This is a genomic window from Pseudomonas sp. ADPe, assembly GCF_014843515.1.
Classification (GTDB): Bacteria; Pseudomonadota; Gammaproteobacteria; order Pseudomonadales; family Pseudomonadaceae; genus Pseudomonas; species Pseudomonas citronellolis.
Map to the genome: position 1 here is coordinate 997,672 of NZ_CP062122.1, position 17,004 is coordinate 1,014,675.

Annotated in this window: 16 protein-coding genes; 9 read left to right on the forward strand and 7 right to left on the reverse strand. The window is 68.8% G+C overall.

Translation table 11 applies throughout. From position 1 onward, the window contains the following. The first annotated feature begins 8 nt into the window (after positions 1-8). Both IG194_RS04555 and IG194_RS04560 read left to right on the forward strand, forming a co-directional pair. Entirely contained in the window at positions 9-545 is a 537-nt protein-coding gene (locus IG194_RS04555) for a protoglobin domain-containing protein (protein WP_043270837.1), read from the forward strand. Positions 546-589: 44 nt separating this feature from the next. Then, complete coding sequence (locus IG194_RS04560) at positions 590-964, forward strand: hypothetical protein (protein ID WP_058490612.1); 375 nt, start codon at positions 590-592, stop codon at positions 962-964. Between the two features lie 473 nt (positions 965-1,437). Here the strand turns inward: IG194_RS04560 and IG194_RS04565 are convergent, their stop codons facing one another. After that, positions 1,438-3,000, reverse strand: a complete 1,563-nt coding sequence (locus tag IG194_RS04565; protein WP_009621602.1) for a sigma-54-dependent phenylalanine hydroxylase transcriptional regulator PhhR — start codon at positions 2,998-3,000, stop codon at positions 1,438-1,440. Positions 3,001-3,260: 260 nt separating this feature from the next. On the opposite strand from IG194_RS04565, the gene phhA reads away from it, so the two are divergent. From phhA to IG194_RS04580, 3 genes are all read left to right on the forward strand, one after another. After that, the gene (gene phhA, locus IG194_RS04570) at positions 3,261-4,049 is read left to right on the forward strand and encodes a phenylalanine 4-monooxygenase (protein ID WP_058490614.1); all 789 of its coding nucleotides are present in this window, start codon (positions 3,261-3,263) and stop codon (positions 4,047-4,049) included. A gap of 140 nt (positions 4,050-4,189) precedes the next feature. Next, the gene (locus IG194_RS04575) at positions 4,190-4,546 is read left to right on the forward strand and encodes a 4a-hydroxytetrahydrobiopterin dehydratase (RefSeq protein ID WP_043270842.1); all 357 of its coding nucleotides are present in this window, start codon (positions 4,190-4,192) and stop codon (positions 4,544-4,546) included. Beyond that, positions 4,543-5,739, forward strand: coding sequence for an amino acid aminotransferase (locus IG194_RS04580; protein WP_058490616.1), 1,197 nt, complete (start codon positions 4,543-4,545; stop codon positions 5,737-5,739). The genes IG194_RS04575 and IG194_RS04580 overlap by 4 nt, the downstream gene beginning before the upstream one ends. 55 nt (positions 5,740-5,794) lie before the next feature. Here IG194_RS04580 and IG194_RS04585 read toward each other — a convergent pair whose 3' ends face one another. After that, a complete protein-coding gene (locus tag IG194_RS04585; RefSeq protein ID WP_058490618.1) occupies positions 5,795-6,826 on the reverse strand; it encodes an AraC family transcriptional regulator in 1,032 nt (343 codons plus the stop codon). Positions 6,827-6,939: 113 nt separating this feature from the next. On the opposite strand from IG194_RS04585, the gene IG194_RS04590 reads away from it, so the two are divergent. Further along, positions 6,940-7,833: a TauD/TfdA dioxygenase family protein gene (locus IG194_RS04590; RefSeq protein ID WP_058490620.1), complete on the forward strand. Its 894-nt coding sequence runs from the start codon at positions 6,940-6,942 to the stop codon at positions 7,831-7,833. A gap of 343 nt (positions 7,834-8,176) precedes the next feature. Here the strand turns inward: IG194_RS04590 and IG194_RS04595 are convergent, their stop codons facing one another. Further along, the gene (locus IG194_RS04595; protein WP_058491075.1) at positions 8,177-9,079 is read right to left on the reverse strand and encodes a LysR family transcriptional regulator; all 903 of its coding nucleotides are present in this window, start codon (positions 9,077-9,079) and stop codon (positions 8,177-8,179) included. A 108-nt stretch (positions 9,080-9,187) separates the two neighbouring features. Here IG194_RS04595 and IG194_RS04600 point away from each other — a divergent pair, with 108 nt between their 5' ends. Together IG194_RS04600 and IG194_RS04605 are read left to right on the forward strand one after the other, a co-directional pair. Then, positions 9,188-10,258 carry an AbrB family transcriptional regulator gene (locus IG194_RS04600; protein ID WP_058490622.1) on the forward strand — a complete coding sequence of 357 codons (1,071 nt, stop codon included), beginning with the start codon at positions 9,188-9,190 and terminating at the stop codon, positions 10,256-10,258. Positions 10,259-10,332: 74 nt separating this feature from the next. Beyond that, positions 10,333-11,574, forward strand: coding sequence for a flavin monoamine oxidase family protein (locus IG194_RS04605; RefSeq protein ID WP_064987635.1), 1,242 nt, complete (start codon positions 10,333-10,335; stop codon positions 11,572-11,574). A gap of 78 nt (positions 11,575-11,652) precedes the next feature. Here IG194_RS04605 and arfB read toward each other — a convergent pair whose 3' ends face one another. Then, positions 11,653-12,066 carry an alternative ribosome rescue aminoacyl-tRNA hydrolase ArfB gene (gene arfB / locus IG194_RS04610; protein ID WP_058490624.1) on the reverse strand — a complete coding sequence of 138 codons (414 nt, stop codon included), beginning with the start codon at positions 12,064-12,066 and terminating at the stop codon, positions 11,653-11,655. Between the two features lie 236 nt (positions 12,067-12,302). On the opposite strand from arfB, the gene IG194_RS04615 reads away from it, so the two are divergent. Next, the gene (locus IG194_RS04615; RefSeq protein WP_082996343.1) at positions 12,303-13,226 is read left to right on the forward strand and encodes a nucleoside-binding protein; all 924 of its coding nucleotides are present in this window, start codon (positions 12,303-12,305) and stop codon (positions 13,224-13,226) included. A gap of 190 nt (positions 13,227-13,416) precedes the next feature. Here IG194_RS04615 and IG194_RS04620 read toward each other — a convergent pair whose 3' ends face one another. The 3 genes from IG194_RS04620 to IG194_RS04630 all read right to left on the reverse strand — a co-directional run bounded on the left by IG194_RS04620 (position 13,417) and on the right by IG194_RS04630 (position 17,002). Next, complete coding sequence (locus IG194_RS04620; RefSeq protein WP_009621587.1) at positions 13,417-13,794, reverse strand: MliC family protein; 378 nt, start codon at positions 13,792-13,794, stop codon at positions 13,417-13,419. 102 nt (positions 13,795-13,896) lie between these two features. Further along, positions 13,897-15,306, reverse strand: a complete 1,410-nt coding sequence (locus IG194_RS04625) for an amino acid permease (RefSeq protein ID WP_058490626.1) — start codon at positions 15,304-15,306, stop codon at positions 13,897-13,899. Between the two features lie 910 nt (positions 15,307-16,216). Beyond that, on the reverse strand, positions 16,217-17,002 hold the full coding sequence (locus IG194_RS04630; RefSeq protein WP_043270856.1) for a TenA family transcriptional regulator: 786 nt from the start codon (positions 17,000-17,002) through the stop codon (positions 16,217-16,219). Between the last annotated feature and the right edge of the window lie 2 nt (positions 17,003-17,004).

Below are 17,004 nucleotides of genomic sequence, written 5' to 3' on the forward strand. Positions count from 1 at the left end.
AGCCCCCCATGCATGCAGACCGACTGTCCTGGGCCACCAAGGACGCCGCCATCGTTCACGAACTGATCGCCCTGCTGGACCTGTCCGACAAGGAATGCGCACTGCTCGCAGGCCTCGCCGAACAGGCCAAGGCCATCAGCCCGGCGCTGATCGAAGACTTCTACCAACGCCTGCTGAGCCAGGAGGCCACCCGCGAATTCATCACCGACCAGAAGCGCCTGGGGGAATCCCTGGCCACCTGGTTCTGCGAGCTGTTCGGCGGCGTCTACGACGACACCTACGCGCTCAAGCGCCTGAACATCGGCCTGATCCACGTGCGCATCGGCCTGCCGGTGCGCTACCCGCTGGTCATGCTCGACCTGATCGCCCGCTACGGCGAAGAGGTGGCCGGCCAGGCCGGCGCCGAGGCGCTGACGGCCTTCCGCAAGGTCCTGGCGCTGGACGTGGCGACCTTCAACCAGGCCTACGAGAACAACCAGCTGCAGCACCTGGCCGACCTCACCGGCAACGAACGGCTGGCCCGCCGCCTGCTGTCCGGCGGCTGAGCCGGGCGCTACCCTTCGCGGATTCCCCCGACGGACCGCGAGACATGGCCGAGAAAGACCGCGACTGGTACTGGCAGAACCTGAAGAACCCCGGCCAGCCCGGCGAACCACCGCCGCGCCGGCGGCAGTGGCACCTGCGCCGGGCGTTCAGGCACCTGCTGCAACTGGCCCTGCTGGTGGCGCTGGCGATAGGCGCCGGTGCCCTCTGGCAGAACCCTGCCAGCCACCAGTGGGGCGAGGCGCGCTGGCACGCCCTGCTCGGCCGCCTGGGCCTGGAGCGCCCGGCCGACAAGGTCACGGCCCAGCCCATGAAGTACACCGACAGTTCCCGGAGCCTGGCCGAGTGCATCAAGCCGGGGAACCTGATCGACGACGAGGTGCGCGCCTGCGTGAAGGGGCAGCGGGTAAAGACCTGGTGACATCCGCCAGCGGAGTCTATCGCGGACGGAGTCCGCTCCTACGCGATCCCCATCCACACCATTCCCATGTAGGAGCGCGCCCTGCGCGCGATTCGCGGGCAGGGCCCGCTCCTACAGGGAGGCACGGTGCAAAGAGGCAAACCGAGCGGATCTTATTCGCGATCCGGCTGGCGTGTGTCGGTGATCACGGACGGAGTCCGCTCCTGCCATACCGGCGGGCACGGCTTCTCGTAGGATGGCGTTGAGCTTGCGAAACCCATGCGGTTGCGCTGATGGGTATCGCTTCGCTCAACGCCATCCTACGAAAAGCCGTGCTTCCTGGAACCGTAGGAGCGGACTCATCCGCGATCGCCCTCTCCCCAGCCCTCTCCCGCAAGCGGGAGAGGGCTGTCCGGTGTGGGCGGATAGTCTGGAGTCGGCCGGGAATCCGGGTTCGCGAGCAAGCTCGCTTCTACAGGAGCCGAACCCCGATGTCAGGACTCCCCGCCCTGCCCCAGCCCATGCTGGCGCAGCTTGTTGGCGATGGTGGTGTGCGACACCCCCAGGCGCTTGCCCAGCAGCCGGCTGCTGGGGTGTTCGCGGTACAGGCGTTCCAGCACCGCGCGTTCGAAGCGGCCGACGATGGCGTCGAGGCCGCCTTCCAGGGAGAAGTCGCCCAGCGGGTGCGGCGCGCCGTAGTCCGGCAGGCGGATGTGCTCGACCTTGATGGTGCCGCCCTCGCACAGCGACACCGCCTGGAACAGCACGTTCTCCAGCTGGCGCACGTTGCCCGGCCAGTGGTAGCGGCCCAGGCGGTCCATGGCCTGGGGCGCCAGCTGCGGCAGCGGGCAGCCGATCTGCCGGCTGGCCTGGTCGAGGAAGTGCTCCACCAGCGGCGTCAGGCCGTCGAGGCATTCGCGCAGCGGCGGGATGTGCAGCGACAGCACATTGAGGCGGTGGTACAGGTCCTGGCGGAACTCACCCTTGGCGCACAGCTCGGACAGGTCGACCTGGGTGGCGCAAATCACCCGCACGTCCAGGTACACCTCCTCGTCGCTGCCCACCCGGCGGAAGCAGCCGTCCTGCAGGAAGCGCAGCAGCTTGGCCTGCAGGCGCGGGCTCATCTCGCCGACGCCGTCGAGGAACAGGGTGCCGCCGGCGGTCAGCTCCAGCAGGCCGAGCTTGCCTTCCGGGCGCGCGCCCTCGAAGGCGCCGGGGCCGTAGCCGAACAGCTCGGTCTCGGCCATGGATTCCGGCAGCCCGGCGCAGTTCAGCGCCATGAATGGCGCCTGGCCGCGCGGGCTGGCCAGGTGGCAGGCGCGGGCCAGCAGTTCCTTGCCGGTGCCGGTCTCGCCCTCGATCAGCAGCGGCGCGTCCAGCGGCGCCATGCGCCTGGCCTCGCGCACCACCGCGGCCATCACCCGCGAGCTCTGGAAGATGCTGTCGAAGCCGCGCAACTCATGCTTGCGCACGTTGTAGATGCGCTCACCCACGCGGTCGGCGCGGTGCAGGGTGAGCACGGCGCCGGCCAGGGCCTCGCTTTCGTCGTGTTCGGATTGCAGCGGGGCGATGTCGGCGAGGAACACGTCGCCCTTGATCTTCACCCGCAGGCCGTTGATCCGCGCCTTGTTGGCGCGCACCAGTTCCGGCAGGTCGAGGTCCTCGGCGTAGCGCGCCAGGGGAATGCCCGGCACCTCGTCGACGCGCACCCCGAGCAGCTGCGCGGCGGCGCGGTTGCCGGCGACTATCTGCCCGGCCATGTCGATGGACAGCACCGGGAAGTCCAGCGCCGCCAGCAATGCGTTGAGCTCCAGGTGGCGGCGCTCGCTAGGCATCAGGCCGACACGCTTGACGCCGAACACCCCGGGAATGACCTCCAGCTTGGGCTTGAGCGACTGGAACTGCAGGTTGATCAGGTTCGGGCAGAGCAGGTAGATGGCGTTGCCCTGCTCGCCGCCGACCTCGCCGCGGTTGACGTTGATGCCGTAGTCGACCAGCAGGTTGAGGATGTCGCGCAGGATGCCGACGCGGTTCTGGCAGTGGACTTTGATACGCATGGCGAGCCCGGAGATTGTCGTTGTGCGGGGCGGCGCCCGGCCGGGTTTCGCCGGCAAGGCGGAAATTTCCGTCAAGAATATGTGACAGTTGACGCCAGCAGCAAGCCGATGACTCGCGATTCGGCGCGATTCGTAATCTTTTCTTTACGGGCGAAGGGGATTTGCAGCGCTTGCCCAAGGTCCACGGGGGCTGCATGGGCACGCCGACGCGGCTATTGATGAGGCATCAAAACAACAAAGGCCTCGAAGCCGGAGGACCCATGAAGACAACGCAGTACGTGGCCCGCCAACCTGACGAAGACGGTTTCATCCACTACCCCGAAGCCGAGCACCAGGTCTGGAATACCCTGATCACCCGCCAGCTCAAGGTGATCGAAGGCCGCGCCTGCCAGGAATACCTGGACGGCATCGAGCAGCTCGCCCTGCCCCACGAGCGCATCCCGCAACTGGGCGAGATCAACAAGGTGCTCCAGGCCGCCACCGGCTGGCGCGTGGCCCGCGTCCCGGCGCTGATTCCCTTCCAGACCTTCTTCGAGCTGCTGGCCAGCCAGCAGTTCCCGGTGGCCACCTTCATCCGCACTCCGGAAGAGCTGGACTACCTGCAGGAGCCGGACATCTTCCACGAAATCTTCGGCCACTGCCCGCTGCTGACCAACCCCTGGTTCGCCGAATTCACCCACACCTACGGCAAGCTCGGCCTGGCCGCCAGCAAGGAAGAACGCGTGTACCTGGCGCGGCTGTACTGGATGACCATCGAGTTCGGCCTGCTCGACACCCCGCAGGGCCGGCGCATCTACGGCGGCGGCATCCTCTCCTCGCCGAAGGAGACCGTCTACAGCCTTTCCGGCGAGCCCGAGCACCAGGCCTTCGACCCCGTGGAAGCCATGCGCACACCCTACCGCATCGACATCCTGCAGCCGCTGTACTTCGTGCTGCCGGAGCTCAAGCGCCTGTTCGAGCTGGCCCACCAGGACATCATGGCGCTGGTCCGCCAGGCCATGCAGCTGGGCCTGCACGCGCCCAAGTTCCCGCCGAAGCAGGCAGCCTGAACCCCGAGGCCTGCCCGACATCTTTTCGTAGGAGCGAGCTTGCTCGCGAACAAACGCAGTGCCATGCGGTTCGCAAGCAAGCTCGCCTCTACAGTCCTAAGATCAATATCTTGCGTGACGCCCCCTACAAGGAGAACCCCATGACCGCCCTCAACCAAGCCCATTGCGAAGCCTGCCGCGCCGACGCGCCCCACGTCTCCGACGAGGAACTGGCGACCCTGATCAAGCAGATCCCGGACTGGAACATCGAGGTCCGCGACGGCCACATGGAGCTGGAGCGCGTGTACCTGTTCAAGAACTTCCGCCACGCCCTGGCTTTCACCAATGCCGTTGGCGCCATCGCCGAGGAGGAAGGCCACCACCCGGACCTGCTCACCCAGTGGGGCAAGGTCACCGTCACCTGGTGGAGCCACGAGCTCAAGGGCCTGCATCGCAACGACTTCATCATGGCCGCGCGCACCGACGAGCTGGCCAAGCTCGCCGAAGGCCGCAAATGAACCACTTCGCCCCCATCCCGCGCGTGCCGGGCGACCCCATCCTCGGCCTGCTCGATGCCTACCGCGCCGACCCCAACCCGGCCAAGCTGGACCTGGGCGTGGGTGTCTACAAGGACGCCCAGGGCCTGACGCCGATCCCCCGCGCAGTGAAGCTGGCCGAGCAGCGCCTGGTGGAGCACGAGACCACCAAGAGCTACGTCGGCGGCCACGGCGACGCGCTGTTCGCCGCGCGCCTGTGCGAACTGGTGCTGGGCAGCGACTCGCCGCTGCTGGCCAGCCAGCGCGCCGACGCCAGCCAGACGCCCGGCGGCACCGGCGCCCTGCGCCTGGCGGCGGACTTCATCGCCCGCTGCCTGCCCGGGCGCGGCATCTGGGTCAGCGACCCGACCTGGCCGATCCACGAGACGCTGTTCGCCGCCGCCGGCCTGAAGGTGCACCACTACCCCTACGTCGGCGCCGACAACCACCTCGACGTGGAAGGCATGCTCGCCACCCTGGAGCAGGTGCCCCACGGCGACGTGGTGCTGCTGCACGCCTGCTGCCACAACCCCAGCGGCTTCGACCTGGCCTACAACGACTGGCAGAAGGTGCTGGAGGTGGTGCGCCGCCGCGAACTACTGCCGCTGATCGACTTCGCCTACCAGGGCTTCGGCGACGGCCTGGAGGAGGATGCGCGCGCCGTGCGGCTGTTCGCCGAGAGCCTGCCGGAACTGCTGGTGACCAGCTCCTGCTCGAAGAACTTCGGCCTCTACCGCGACCGCGTCGGCGCGCTGATCGTCTGCGCCGCCAATGCCGAGCAACTGGGCAACGTGCGCAGCCAGCTGGCCAGCCTGGCGCGCAACCTCTGGTCCACGCCGCCGGCCCATGGCGCCGAGGTGGTGGCGACCATCCTCGGCGATCCCGAGCTGAAGCAGGTCTGGCTGGAGGAAGTCACCGCCATGCGCACGCGCATCGCCGGGCTGCGCCTGGGCCTGGTCGAGGCGCTGCAGCCCCACGGCCTGGCCGAGCGCTTCGCGCACATCGCCATCCAGCGCGGCATGTTCTCCTACACCGGCCTGAGCCCGGACCAGGTGCGCCGCCTGCGCGAGGAACACAGCGTGTACCTGGTCGGCAGCGGCCGCGCCAACGTCGCCGGGCTGGACGCCAGCCGCCTGGACGACCTGGCCAGGGCCATCGCCGCGGTCTGCGCCTGAAAACTATTTCCACCCTCGCTCGACCGGCCGCTGGCCGGTCTTTTTTTGCCCGCGTTCAGCGCGGCGACAGCGGCCCGGCCTGGCGCTTCCAGCGCCCCGGGGTGGTCCCGGTCCAGCGCTGGAAGGCCCGGCAGAAGCTGGCCGCCTCGGCATAACCCAGGCACTGGGCGACGCCGTTCAGGTCCATGCGCGACTCCAGCAGCAGGCGCTCGGCCAGGCGCAGGCGGATGCCGTCGCTCAGCGGCTGGAAGCGCTGCCCTTCGGCGGCCAGGCGGCGCTGCAGGGTGCGTTCGGAAAGCCCCAGGCGCTGCGCCACCTCACGGCAGCCCGGCAGGCTCGCGGCATCGCGCACCAGCAGGCGCTGCACCGCCCGCGCGGTAGGCGTGGCGGCCAGGGGCAGCGCCAGTTCTTCGCAGAGCTTCTCGCACAGTTGCTCGCCGCTGCTGCGGCTGTCCGGGTTGGCCTGCGGCAGGCTGGCCTCCAGGTCGGCGCGGGCGAACAGCAGGGCATTGCGCGGGGCGCCGAAGCGCACCGGGTACGGCCAGGCGCGGGCGTAGGCGTCGAGGTCGGCCGGCGCCTCGGCGCGCAGCTCCAGCGCCAGCGGCTGCACCGGGCGCTGCAGCAGTTCGCCGGCCAGTTGCAGGCAACCGGCGATGCCGCGCTCGACCACGAAGGCGCGGGCGTCCGGCGGCAGCACCTGGTCGTCGAAGATCATCCAGTGCCCGCGCGGCTCGGCCTCGCGGCTCACCGGGCACAGCGTCAGGGCCAGGCTCTGGTAGCGGCCGAAGGTCTCGAAGGCTTCCCGCAGGCTGCGGCAGGCGAGCATGGTGAAGCCCAGCAGCCCCAGCGAGGTGAGGTGGTAGCGGCGTCCGGCGGCGAAGCCCAGGCCGGGGCGGGCGCCCTGCTGCAACAGGTTGCGGATCACCGCCAGCTCCTGCCAGGCCTGGATCTGCGCGTGGCGCCCGGCCAGCTCGCGCGGCTCGATGGCGCTGCCCACCAGGCAGGCCTCCGCGGCCAGGCCCTCGCTGCGGGCGCAGTCGAGCAGGTGGCGCACGCCGGTGATGTCACGGGTCTGTCGCCAGTCCATGGGGCCTCCTGCAGGTGGCGGGAATCATCAATTTCTGGCGCCGATCATCATGGCGCAAGTGCGCCGCGGCGACCATCCTCAACAGGCCGACAACACCAACAAGAGGGCACCCCATGTTCGAGTTCTTCTACGCCTTGCCGAGCCAGAACCGCGCCGCCAGCTACCGTCACTTCCAGATCGTCCCGGCCACCGGCGCCATAGGCGCGGACGTCAGCGGCGTCGACCTGCGCAGCCTGGGCGAGGAAGGCTTCGCCGAGCTGCGCCAGGCGCTGCTGGCGCACAAGGTGCTGTTCATCCGCGGGCAGTCGCTGGGCGTCGAGGACCTGGAGGCGGTCACCCTGCGCTTCGGCGAATTCGGCCGCGAACCCTACGTGCAGGGCCTGCCCGAGCATCCCCACGTGGTGCGGGTGGTCAAGGAAGCCGACGAGAAGACGCCGGTGGTGTTCGGCGGCGCCTGGCACAGCGACTGGTCGTTCCAGGAGCGCCCGCCGGCCTTCACCCTGCTCTACGGCCACGACATCCCGCCGTTCGGCGGCGACACCCTCTACGCCAACCTGGCGCTGGCCTACGAATGGCTGTCGCCCAAGCTGCGCGCGCAGCTGGAGAGCCTGGACGCCATCCACAGCCCGGAACGCGCCTACGGCGCCGAGGCCAAGCACAACGAGCTGATGGAGAACATGGCGGTGCGCTACGGCAACGCCGATGGCGAGACCCGCTCGCACCCGCTGGTAACGCGCCACCCGGAGACCGGCAAGAAGATACTCTTCGTCAACCCGGCCTACACCAGCGGCATCAAGGGCATGCGCCCGGCCGAGGCGCAGCCGCTGCTGGACTACCTCTATAGCATTGCCACCCAACCGGCCTTCACCTGCCGCATGCGCTGGAGCCAGGGCACCCTGGCGATCTGGGACAACCGCAGCACCTGGCACTACCCGGTGTCGGACTACCATGGGATGCGGCGTGAGATGTATCGGACTACGGTGGTGGGTGAGGTGCCAAGCCGGTGAGAGGCGCTGCTTCGCTGCTTCACTGCTTTTCGTAGGAGCGAGCTTGCTCGCGAACAGCGTTTACTGGCGGCAACTGTGTTTCAGATTGACTCCGCTCCCTCTCCCCAGCCCTCGGCTGCGCGCCCCGCCCTGAAGGGAGAGGGGGCTTGTCCGTGCCGAGAGTAGGAATGGTTTCAGCCGAAAACCTTCGGTGCTGCCGGCTGACTCAGGAATACCCACGTACTCCGAACGGTCCCCTCTCCCTTCAGGGAGAGGGTTAGGGAGAGGGAACAGAGGTGGGCCCGGCAGCGGAGTCACCGGGGAGCCTGTTCGCGAGCAAGCTCGCTCCTACGAAAAGCCCAGCTCACTCCCCCGCAAACCTCTGCGCATGCTCCCGCAACATCCCCCGCAACAACTGCGCCGCCGGCGACAGATAGGCCCCCTCCCGCACCGCCAGGCCCATGGTCCGCGTCAAGGTGGTTTCCGCCAGCCTCACCTCGCGCAACTGGCTCATCCCATGCAGCCCGCCGTCCAGCGTTTCACGGGCGACGAAGCTGAGCAGCCGGGTGCGGGCGATCAGGTTGGGCAGCATGGGAATGGCGTTGGTCTCGATCTGCACCCGCGGCGGCGGCAGGCCGTGGGCCTGGAAGGTGGCGTCCATCCAGCGCCGCGACGACACGCTGGGCGCCGGCAGCACCCAGCGGTAGCGGCACAGGTCGGCGATGGCCACCGGGCCGTCGAACAACGGATGCTCGCGGCTGGCCACTACTACCACCTGGTCCTGCAGCAGCGGCTCGCTGACCAGATGCGCGTCGTCGAGGATGCGCGAGCAGATCGCCATGTCCAGGCGTCCGCCGCGCAGGGCCTCGCGCAATACGTCGTCCTGGCCCAGGGACAGGCTGATGGTCACCTCCGGGGCACGCCGCAATAGTTCCTCCACCAGCGGCGGCAGCAGGTACTCGGCCATGGTCGCGGCGCAGCCCAGGCGGATGTTGCCCACCAGGCCGCTGGCGAAGTCGCGCACCTCGCGGCGCGTCTCCTCGATGTCCTGGCGCAGCTGGCGGGCGCGCAGCAGCATCAGCTCGCCGGCCGGGGTCAGGCGGATGCGCCGGCCCTCGCGCTGGAACAGGCTGGTGCCCAGGGACTGCTCCAGGCGCTGGATGCTCTTGGTCAGCGCCGGCTGGCTGCGCCCCAGGCGGTCCGCCGCGCGGCCCAGGTGGCCGAGCTCGGCGATGGTTTCGAAATAGGCGAGATCGCGCAGGTCCATGGCGGCCAACGATAGATTTCAGGAATGAATTCATGACTATTAGAAAATAGACTTGATGGATTGCGCTATCGATAATTTTCCCCGTTGTCCGCAGTCGGGAGCCTTCGCGTGTCCAGCCCTCCAGCCCAGAGCCTCAGCCGTATCCCCGCCAGCCTGCAGTGGCCGGCCCTGATCCTGGCGGCCGGCGGCGCCGGGCAGCTGCTCGCCTGGCTGGGCATCCCCGCCGCGCTGTTCCTCGGCCCCATGCTGGTAGCCATCGCCTTCGGCGTCGGCGGCGCCGGCATCCGCCTGCCGCGCCAGGCCTTCCGCCTCAGCCAGGGCTGCATCGGCCTGCTGGTGGCCCACGCCATCAATTGGTCGGTGCTGCAGGCCATGGCCGCATCCTGGCCGCTGATGCTCTGCGCCACCCTGCTCACCCTGCTGCTCAGCGCCCTGGTCAGCTACGCCATGGTGCGCTTCGGCGGCATCCCCGGCAGCACCGCCGCCTGGGGCACCGCGCCCGGCGGCGCGGCGGCCATGGTGGCGATGGCCGAGTCCCACGGCGCCGATCCGCGGGTGGTGGCGACCATGCAGTACGTGCGGGTGGTCTGCGTGGTCATGGCCGGCGCCCTGGTCGGCCGCCTGCTGGGCCTGGAAGGCGGCGGCTCGGCGGCCCACAGCACGCCGCTGAACGAAGCCGGCCACCTGCCCGACCTGGTCAACTGCCTGCTGCTGATCTTCGTCGGCGTCAGCCTGGGCGCGCGCCTGCCGGCCGGCCCGCTGCTGGTGCCGCTGGTGGCCGGCGCCGCGCTGCAACTGGGCGGGCTGTTGCAGATCGCCCTGCCGCACTGGCTGCTGGTGCTGGCCTACGGGGTGATCGGCTGCTACATCGGCCTGCGCTTCGACCGCGCCAGCCTGGCCTACGTCGGCCGCCACCTGCCGGCCATGCTGGTCAGCGCCCTCGGCCTGATCCTCAGCTGCGCGCTCTTCGCCTGGGCCCTGGCGGCCGTCACCGGCATGGACTTCCTGTCCCTCTACCTGGCCACCAGCCCCGGCGGCCTGGACGCCATGGCGATCATCGCGGTGGACACCCACTCCGACATCGGCCTGGTGCTGGCCATGCAGACCCTGCGGCTGTTCGTGGTGCTGTTCAGCGGCGTGTCCATCGCCCGCCTGGTGATCCGCCTGAGCCACGCCTGAAGCGCGGCGCCTTGTGCGCGCGGCCGGGGGCGTCCAAGATCGGAAGCCCTTCGACTCGGCCAAGGACAGCCCCCATGCACCGCCCCACCGCCTGGCATGTCACCCACTGGAGCGACGACCCCTTCAGCCTCGGCGCCTACAGCGCACTGCTGCCCGGCGGCAGGCCCGCACACCGCGCCAACCTCGGCGCCTGTCTGGACGGCCGCCTGGTGCTCGCCGGCGAAGCCTGCAACCCGCGGGCGCCGGCCATGACCCACGGCGCCTGGGACGACGGCCTGCGCGCCGCCGAACTGGCCCTGCGCGCGGGCGCCCGCCGGGTGATCGTCATCGGCGCCGGGTGCGCCGGCCTGGCCGCCGCGCGGCGCCTGCGCGAACAAGGCGTCGACTGCGTGGTGCTGGAGGCCCGCGAACGCGTCGGCGGGCGCACCCACAGCATCCGCCTGGGTGATGCCAGCGTGGACGTCGGCGCCGCCTGGCTGCAGCAGTTCGCCGATAATGCCCTGGCCCGCGAGGCACAGGCGCTGGGCCTGGCGCTGGTGGAAACCGACTTCGGCCAACCGCTGGCCGCCGCCAGCGACGGCCCGCTGCCGGACATAGACGCGGCCTGGCAGGCCCTGCGCAACGGGCTGGACCGGCAGTTGCCGCTAGCCGAGGCGGTCGAGCGCTACCTGGCCGACCTGGACGCCGCGCAGGCCCGCGCCACAGGTTTCGCCATCGACGCCAACCTCGTCCTCGAAGCCTGCCTGCCGCTGGCGCAGCTCTCGTCGGACGCCCTGGACGAGGAAGGCGTCGGCAACGGCGACCGTTTCCTCCCCGGCGGCTACGGCCAGTTGATCGCGCACCTGGCGCAGGGCCTGGACATCCGCCCGGGCCAACCGGTGACGCACATCGACTGGTCGGGCGAGCAGGTGCGGGTGAACGACGAGCGCGGCGACTTCTGCATCTGCAGCGTGCCGCTGGGCGTGCTCAAGACGCTGCGCTTCACCCCGGCGCTGCCGGCGGCGCAGCAGGATGCCCTGGCCCACCTGGGCATGGGCCGCCTGGAGAAGGTGGTGCTGCAGTTCGAGCAACGCTGGTGGCCGCGCTCGCCCTCGGGCTACCTGCGCTGGTACGACAGCCCGGCCAGTTGGGGCGAATGGCTGGACCTCACCGATGCGGTGGGCGTGCCGACGGTGGCCGGGCTGATCGCCGCCGACGCCGTGGAACGCCAGTTCGCCGGGCGCAGCGACGAGCAGATCGCCCTCGCCGCCCGCGATGCCCTGCAGGCCTGGGCCGCCGCGGTGGAAGGTTCACGCCAGATATCCCAGGCTCCGTAGGATGGCGTTGAGCGCAGCGATACCCATCGAGAGGAGTCGCTTCGCTCGTCCCCTCCTACGCAGAGCCGGCGGAGCCTCTCAGTAATCCACCTTGCCGCGCCCGGCCTTGATCGCCCCGCGCTTGCTCTTGCCCTCCAGGCGGCGGGTCTTGGAGCCGAGGGTCGGCCGCGTCGGCTTGCGCTTCTTCTGCACCTTGGCCACCGAGCGGATCAGCTCGGCCAGGCGCTGCAGCGCGTCCTCGCGGTTCTGTTCCTGGGTGCGGTACTGCTGGGCCTTGATCACCACCACGCCGTCGCCGCTGATGCGCTGGTCGCTCAGCGCCAGCAGGCGCTCCTTGTAGAAATCCGGCAGCGACGAGGCGCGGATGTCGAAGCGCAGGTGCACCGCGCTGGACACCTTGTTGACGTTCTGCCCGCCGGCGCCCTGGGCGCGGATGGCGCTCAGCTCGATTTCGGCGTCGGGGATCTGCACGGCGTTGGAGATGACGAGCATGGCGGGGAATTCGGACGGAGGGAAAGCACAGCATAACGCGCAATCGCCAGCAGGCACAGAACGCAGCCCGGCGCGGCGCAAGGCCGATTCCTGACTCGCGGATCAATTTTTGAATACACTTATGTATACAAAAATCTCTTGCAATGAATCCAACAGACCTTTAGAACCGTCCCTGTCCGGTCGCGGGCAGTCACGCGGCAACCGGCCCCATAACAACAACAAGATCGAGGTGCAGCATGTTCCGCCCGGTATCATCCGTGCCGGCGCCCAGCGCCGTCCGCCAACACCCGCATACGTCCCGCCGCCTGAGCACCGGCAGCCGTATCGCCCTGAGCGCCGCCCTGTTGGCCGGCCTCCCCCTGGACGCGGCCTTCGCCGACGACGACCGCTTCTTCGAGTGGACCAGCAACACGCTGGGCTTCCGCTACGGCCAGCAGTTCACCAACCCGAACAACCCGGACAAGTTCGCCAAGCGCATCTACAGCTTCAGCCACGCCGACGGCTACCGCTACGGCAGCAACTTCTTCCACCTGGACGTGTTCCTCTCCGACAGCCGCGACCCGCGCAAGGGCACCGATCACGGCGGCAGCGAGGTCTACGCGGTGTACCGCCACCAGTTGTATGCCTCGCGGGTGTTCGACGTGCCGCTGGGCAAGGGCCTGGTGAAGGATCACGCGCTGACCTTCGGCTTCGACGCCAGCCGCAACAACAACCTGGCCTCGGCGAAGAAGCGCGCCCTGGTGATAGGCCCCACGATGAAGTTCAACGGCGCCGGCGTGCTCGACCTGAGCCTGCTGTACTACCGCGAGAAGAACCACTTCGGCGTGCCCGGCGCAAAGCACCCGGACCACACCTTCGACGGCACCTACATGCTCAACCTGACCTGGCTGAAGCCCTTCCAGCTCGGCGAGCGCATGGCCAAGTTCCAGGGTTTCCTCAACCACGTCGGCGAGAAGGGCGAGGACTACAACGACAAGGACACCGCCGCCGAGACGCTGGTGCGCACCTCGCTGATGGTGGCGGCCCTGCCCGGCGCCAAGCGCCAGCCGAACCTCTGGCTCGGCGTGGGCTACGAGTACTGGCACAACAAGTTCGGCGTGGACGGCGGCACCGGCAGCCGCACCTCGACGCCGACGGTGAACCTGGAGTTCAGTTTCTGAGGTTCGGGCCTCGGTACGGGTACGGCTTCTCGTAGGAGCGAGCCCCGTAGGATGGGTTGAGCGAAGCGATACCCATCACCAATGCCCGCATGGGTTTCGCAGGCTCAACCCATCCTACGAAAGCACCTCGGCGCAGCTCTCACCAATGAAAAAGCCCGGCGCAGACCGGGCTTTCTTCATCGCGACGAACTCAGCGCTCCTTGCAGGAAACCCCGTCGGCGGGCTCGCCGCCCTTCCAGTCCTTGTACAGGGTGGCTTCCTCGCCCTTGGTCCACCAGATGTACTGGCCGGCGGCGTACTTGGCGCCTGAGGCCGAGATGACGTTGGCGAACACCAGGCTGGCGCTATCGCTCACCGGCACCACCGCCAGGTGGTTGTCGCCCTTGTTCAGGTACTGGACGCTGAACTTGCGGCCGTCGTCGCACTTGTAGTCGACGCTGCGCGAATCCAGCTTGGCGTCGCCGGGCAGGACCAGCGCGTCCACCGGCGGCGCCTTCTTCTCCTCGCCGCCACAGGCGACCAGCAGCACGGGAACGGCGGCGGCCAGCAGCCAGAATGCTTTTTTCATGGGTGTCCCTCTGACGAAAAATGGCCAGGACACTCTAGCCAAGGTTCGCTGCCGGCGGCAACGCCGCGCGCCCCGGCGAAAAGTCGGGCGCGCGGCTCGCCCTCATTCGGCCAGGGCCAGCGCCGGCTGCGCGGCGCGCGAGCGCTTGAGGCGGTAGCAGGCGAACATCACCAGCAGCCACAGCGGGATCACGTACACCGAGACCTGGATGCCCGGGATCATCGCCATCACCCCGAGGATGAACACCACGAAGGCCAGGCACAGCCAGTTGCCGTAGGGATAGAAGATGGCGCGGAAGGCGGTACGCACGCTGTCGCGGTCCATGCGCTGGCGGAACTTCAGGTGCGCGTAGCTGATCATCGCCCAGTTGATCACCAGCGCCGCCACCACCAGCGACATCAGCAGCTCCAGCGCCTGGTGCGGGATCACATAGTTGACCACCACCGCGAGGAAGGTCACCAGCGCCGACACCAGCAGCGCGCGCACCGGCACGCCGCGCTTGTCCACCTTCGCCAGGGCGCGGGGCGCGTCGCCCTGCTCGGCCAGGCCGACCAGCATGCGACCGTTGCAGTAGGTGCCGCTGTTGTAGACCGACAGCGCCGCGGTGAGCACCACGAAGTTGAGGATGTGCGCGGCGGTGTCGCTGCCCAGCAGCGAGAACACTTTCACGAAGGGGCTGCCGCTGTAGTCGTCGCCGGCCGCGCTGATGCTCTGCAGCAGGCTGTCCCAGGGCGTCAGCGCGAGCAGCACGGCCAGGGCGCCGACGTAGAAGATCAGGATGCGCCAGAGCACCTGGTTGATCGCCTTGGGGATCACCGTCTTCGGCTGGTCGGCCTCGGCGGCGGTGAAGCCGAGCATCTCCAGGCCGCCGAAGGAGAACATGATGAAGGCCATGGCCATCACCAGCCCGCTGGCGCCGTTGGGGAAGAAGCCGCCGTGGCTCCACAGGTTGCTCACCGAGGCCTGCGGGCCGCCGTGGCCGGAGAACAGCAGCCAGCAGCCGAGCAGGATCATGCCGACCACGGCGCTGACCTTGATCATCGCGAACCAGAACTCGGCCTCGCCGAACAGCTTGACGTTGGCCAGGTTGATGAGGTTGACCAGCACGAAGAACACCGCGGCGCTGGCCCAGGTGGGCACGTCCGGCCACCAGTAGTGCACGTACTTGCCCACCGCGGTGAGTTCGGACATGCCGACCAGGATGTACAGCACCCAGCAGTTCCAGCCGGAGAGGAAGCCGGCGAAACCGCTCCAGTACTTGTGGGCGAAGTGGCTGAAGGAGCCGGCCACCGGCTCTTCGACGATCATCTCGCCGAGCTGGCGCATGATCAGGAAGGCGATCACTCCGGCGATGGCGTAGCCGAGCAGCATGGATGGCCCGGCCGACTTGAGCACCCCGGCCGAGCCGAGGAACAGGCCGGTGCCGATGGCACCGCCGAGGGCGATCAGCTGGATGTGGCGATTCTTCAGGCCGCGCTGCAACTGGCCTGCGTGCTGGGTATCACGCGTCATTGCGTCACCTTTTGTTGTTATCTGTGACGGATCGGGCCCCGCGGTTCGTGGCCGCGCGGCATGCAAGGCGCATCGCGCCGCGACGAATTGCCGCCGGGCGCGGGGCAGGCGCCATATCAGCGGCTGCGGTCGCTGCGAACAAGTCCGCAACCCTTGTGGGAAAGCGCCCGGCCAGCGTCGCGGGCGGCAGCTTTTCGTTACAGCCATGGCGGGCTGCGCAGTGCGTCGGCGGCCGCGTAAAGCCTTCGTTACACAGCGGTTCGTCAGGTTTCCAGGGTAGATGCACGGCGCTACACCGCTGTGGGGTGGTGGCGTAGGGCGGATAACCGTTTGCGGTTATCCGCCGCGCCATGTTCTTGCTTGCGAAGGAGCCCCACAGTGGAGAGTGTTCGCGAGCAAGCTCGCTCCTACGAGAAGCCATGCTCGCCTGCAACGGAGCGGACCTTGTCCGCGATAGCCGGGGGTATCGGCGCGATTCGCGGATAAGATCCGCTCCTACGCTGCCCCACCCGCACCATTCCCATGTAGGAGCGCGCCCTGCGCGCGAATCGCGGGCAGGGCCCGCTTACAGGTCACCGTGAGGCGTGGCACTCTCCCCCGTAGGACCTTGTCCGCGATAGCCGGGGGTATCGGCGCGATTCGCGGATGAGATCCTACGCTGCCCCACCCACGCCATTTCCATGTAGGAGCGCGCCCTGCGCGCGAAATCGCGGGCAGGGCCCGCTACAGGTTGCCGGGGCACGGTATTCCTCCCCCGTAGGAGTGGACCTTGTCCGCGATTAGCCGGAGCCTCCGGCGCGATTCGCGGATGAGATCCTACGCCGCCCCACCCGCACCATTCCCATGGGCGGCGCAATCCGCCTGCCTCTACGCCTGCCTCTACCCCGCCAAACGCCCCCGAGGCGGGGCTTCAGCCGGCCACGCGCACCTGAGGGCGGCGCGTGGTGCCGGCCAGTTCCCGGGCCAGGCAGTGGTCGAGGAACAGTTCCATATAGCGGAAGCTCTTGCAGATGGCCGCGCGCAGTTCGTCCCAGCGCCCGGGGGCGATTTCCTGGCCGCACAGGGTGCAGATGATCTCCAGGGCTTCCCAGGGGTGGTCGTCGTCGTAATGGGCGTGCAGGCGCAGCCACTTCATCGCGCTCTTGCGCAGTTCCGCCGGCAGCGTCTGCTCGTAGGCGTCGCTGGAGCAGACCAGCGCCGACCAGTCGCCGGTCACGCCCTCCACCGCGTAGTTGGTGGCCGCCATGGCCACCGCCAGGTCGTCCGAGGCGCTGCTGTGCCAGCACCAGTGGCCGAGGGCGTGCAGCGCCTCGGGCACCTCCTGCGCACGCAGCGCCGCCAGGCCCACGCCATAGGCCTCGGCCCAGCGCAGCCAGTGGTCGGCGTGGTTCAGTTCGACGCGGATGTTGCGCATCAGCCAGCGCCGCGCCATGTCCTCGCCGGGGGAACGGCCGAAGCGCGTCTTCAGCAGGTTCTGCGACATATAGAGGGGGAACTGCTCGACCACCGGCCAACCGCCGATGAGGTAGGTGCGCATGGTCGCGGCGCCAATCTGGCCGTCGCGCAGGCGGCGGTAGAACTCATGCCCGGAGACCGCGCGGCGGGCGCCTTCGCAGGCGGCCACCAGGTCCTGTGCCCACTGCGGGTAACTGGTCAGGTCCTTCAGCGACCCGACGCGGAGAAATGCTTCGTTCATGC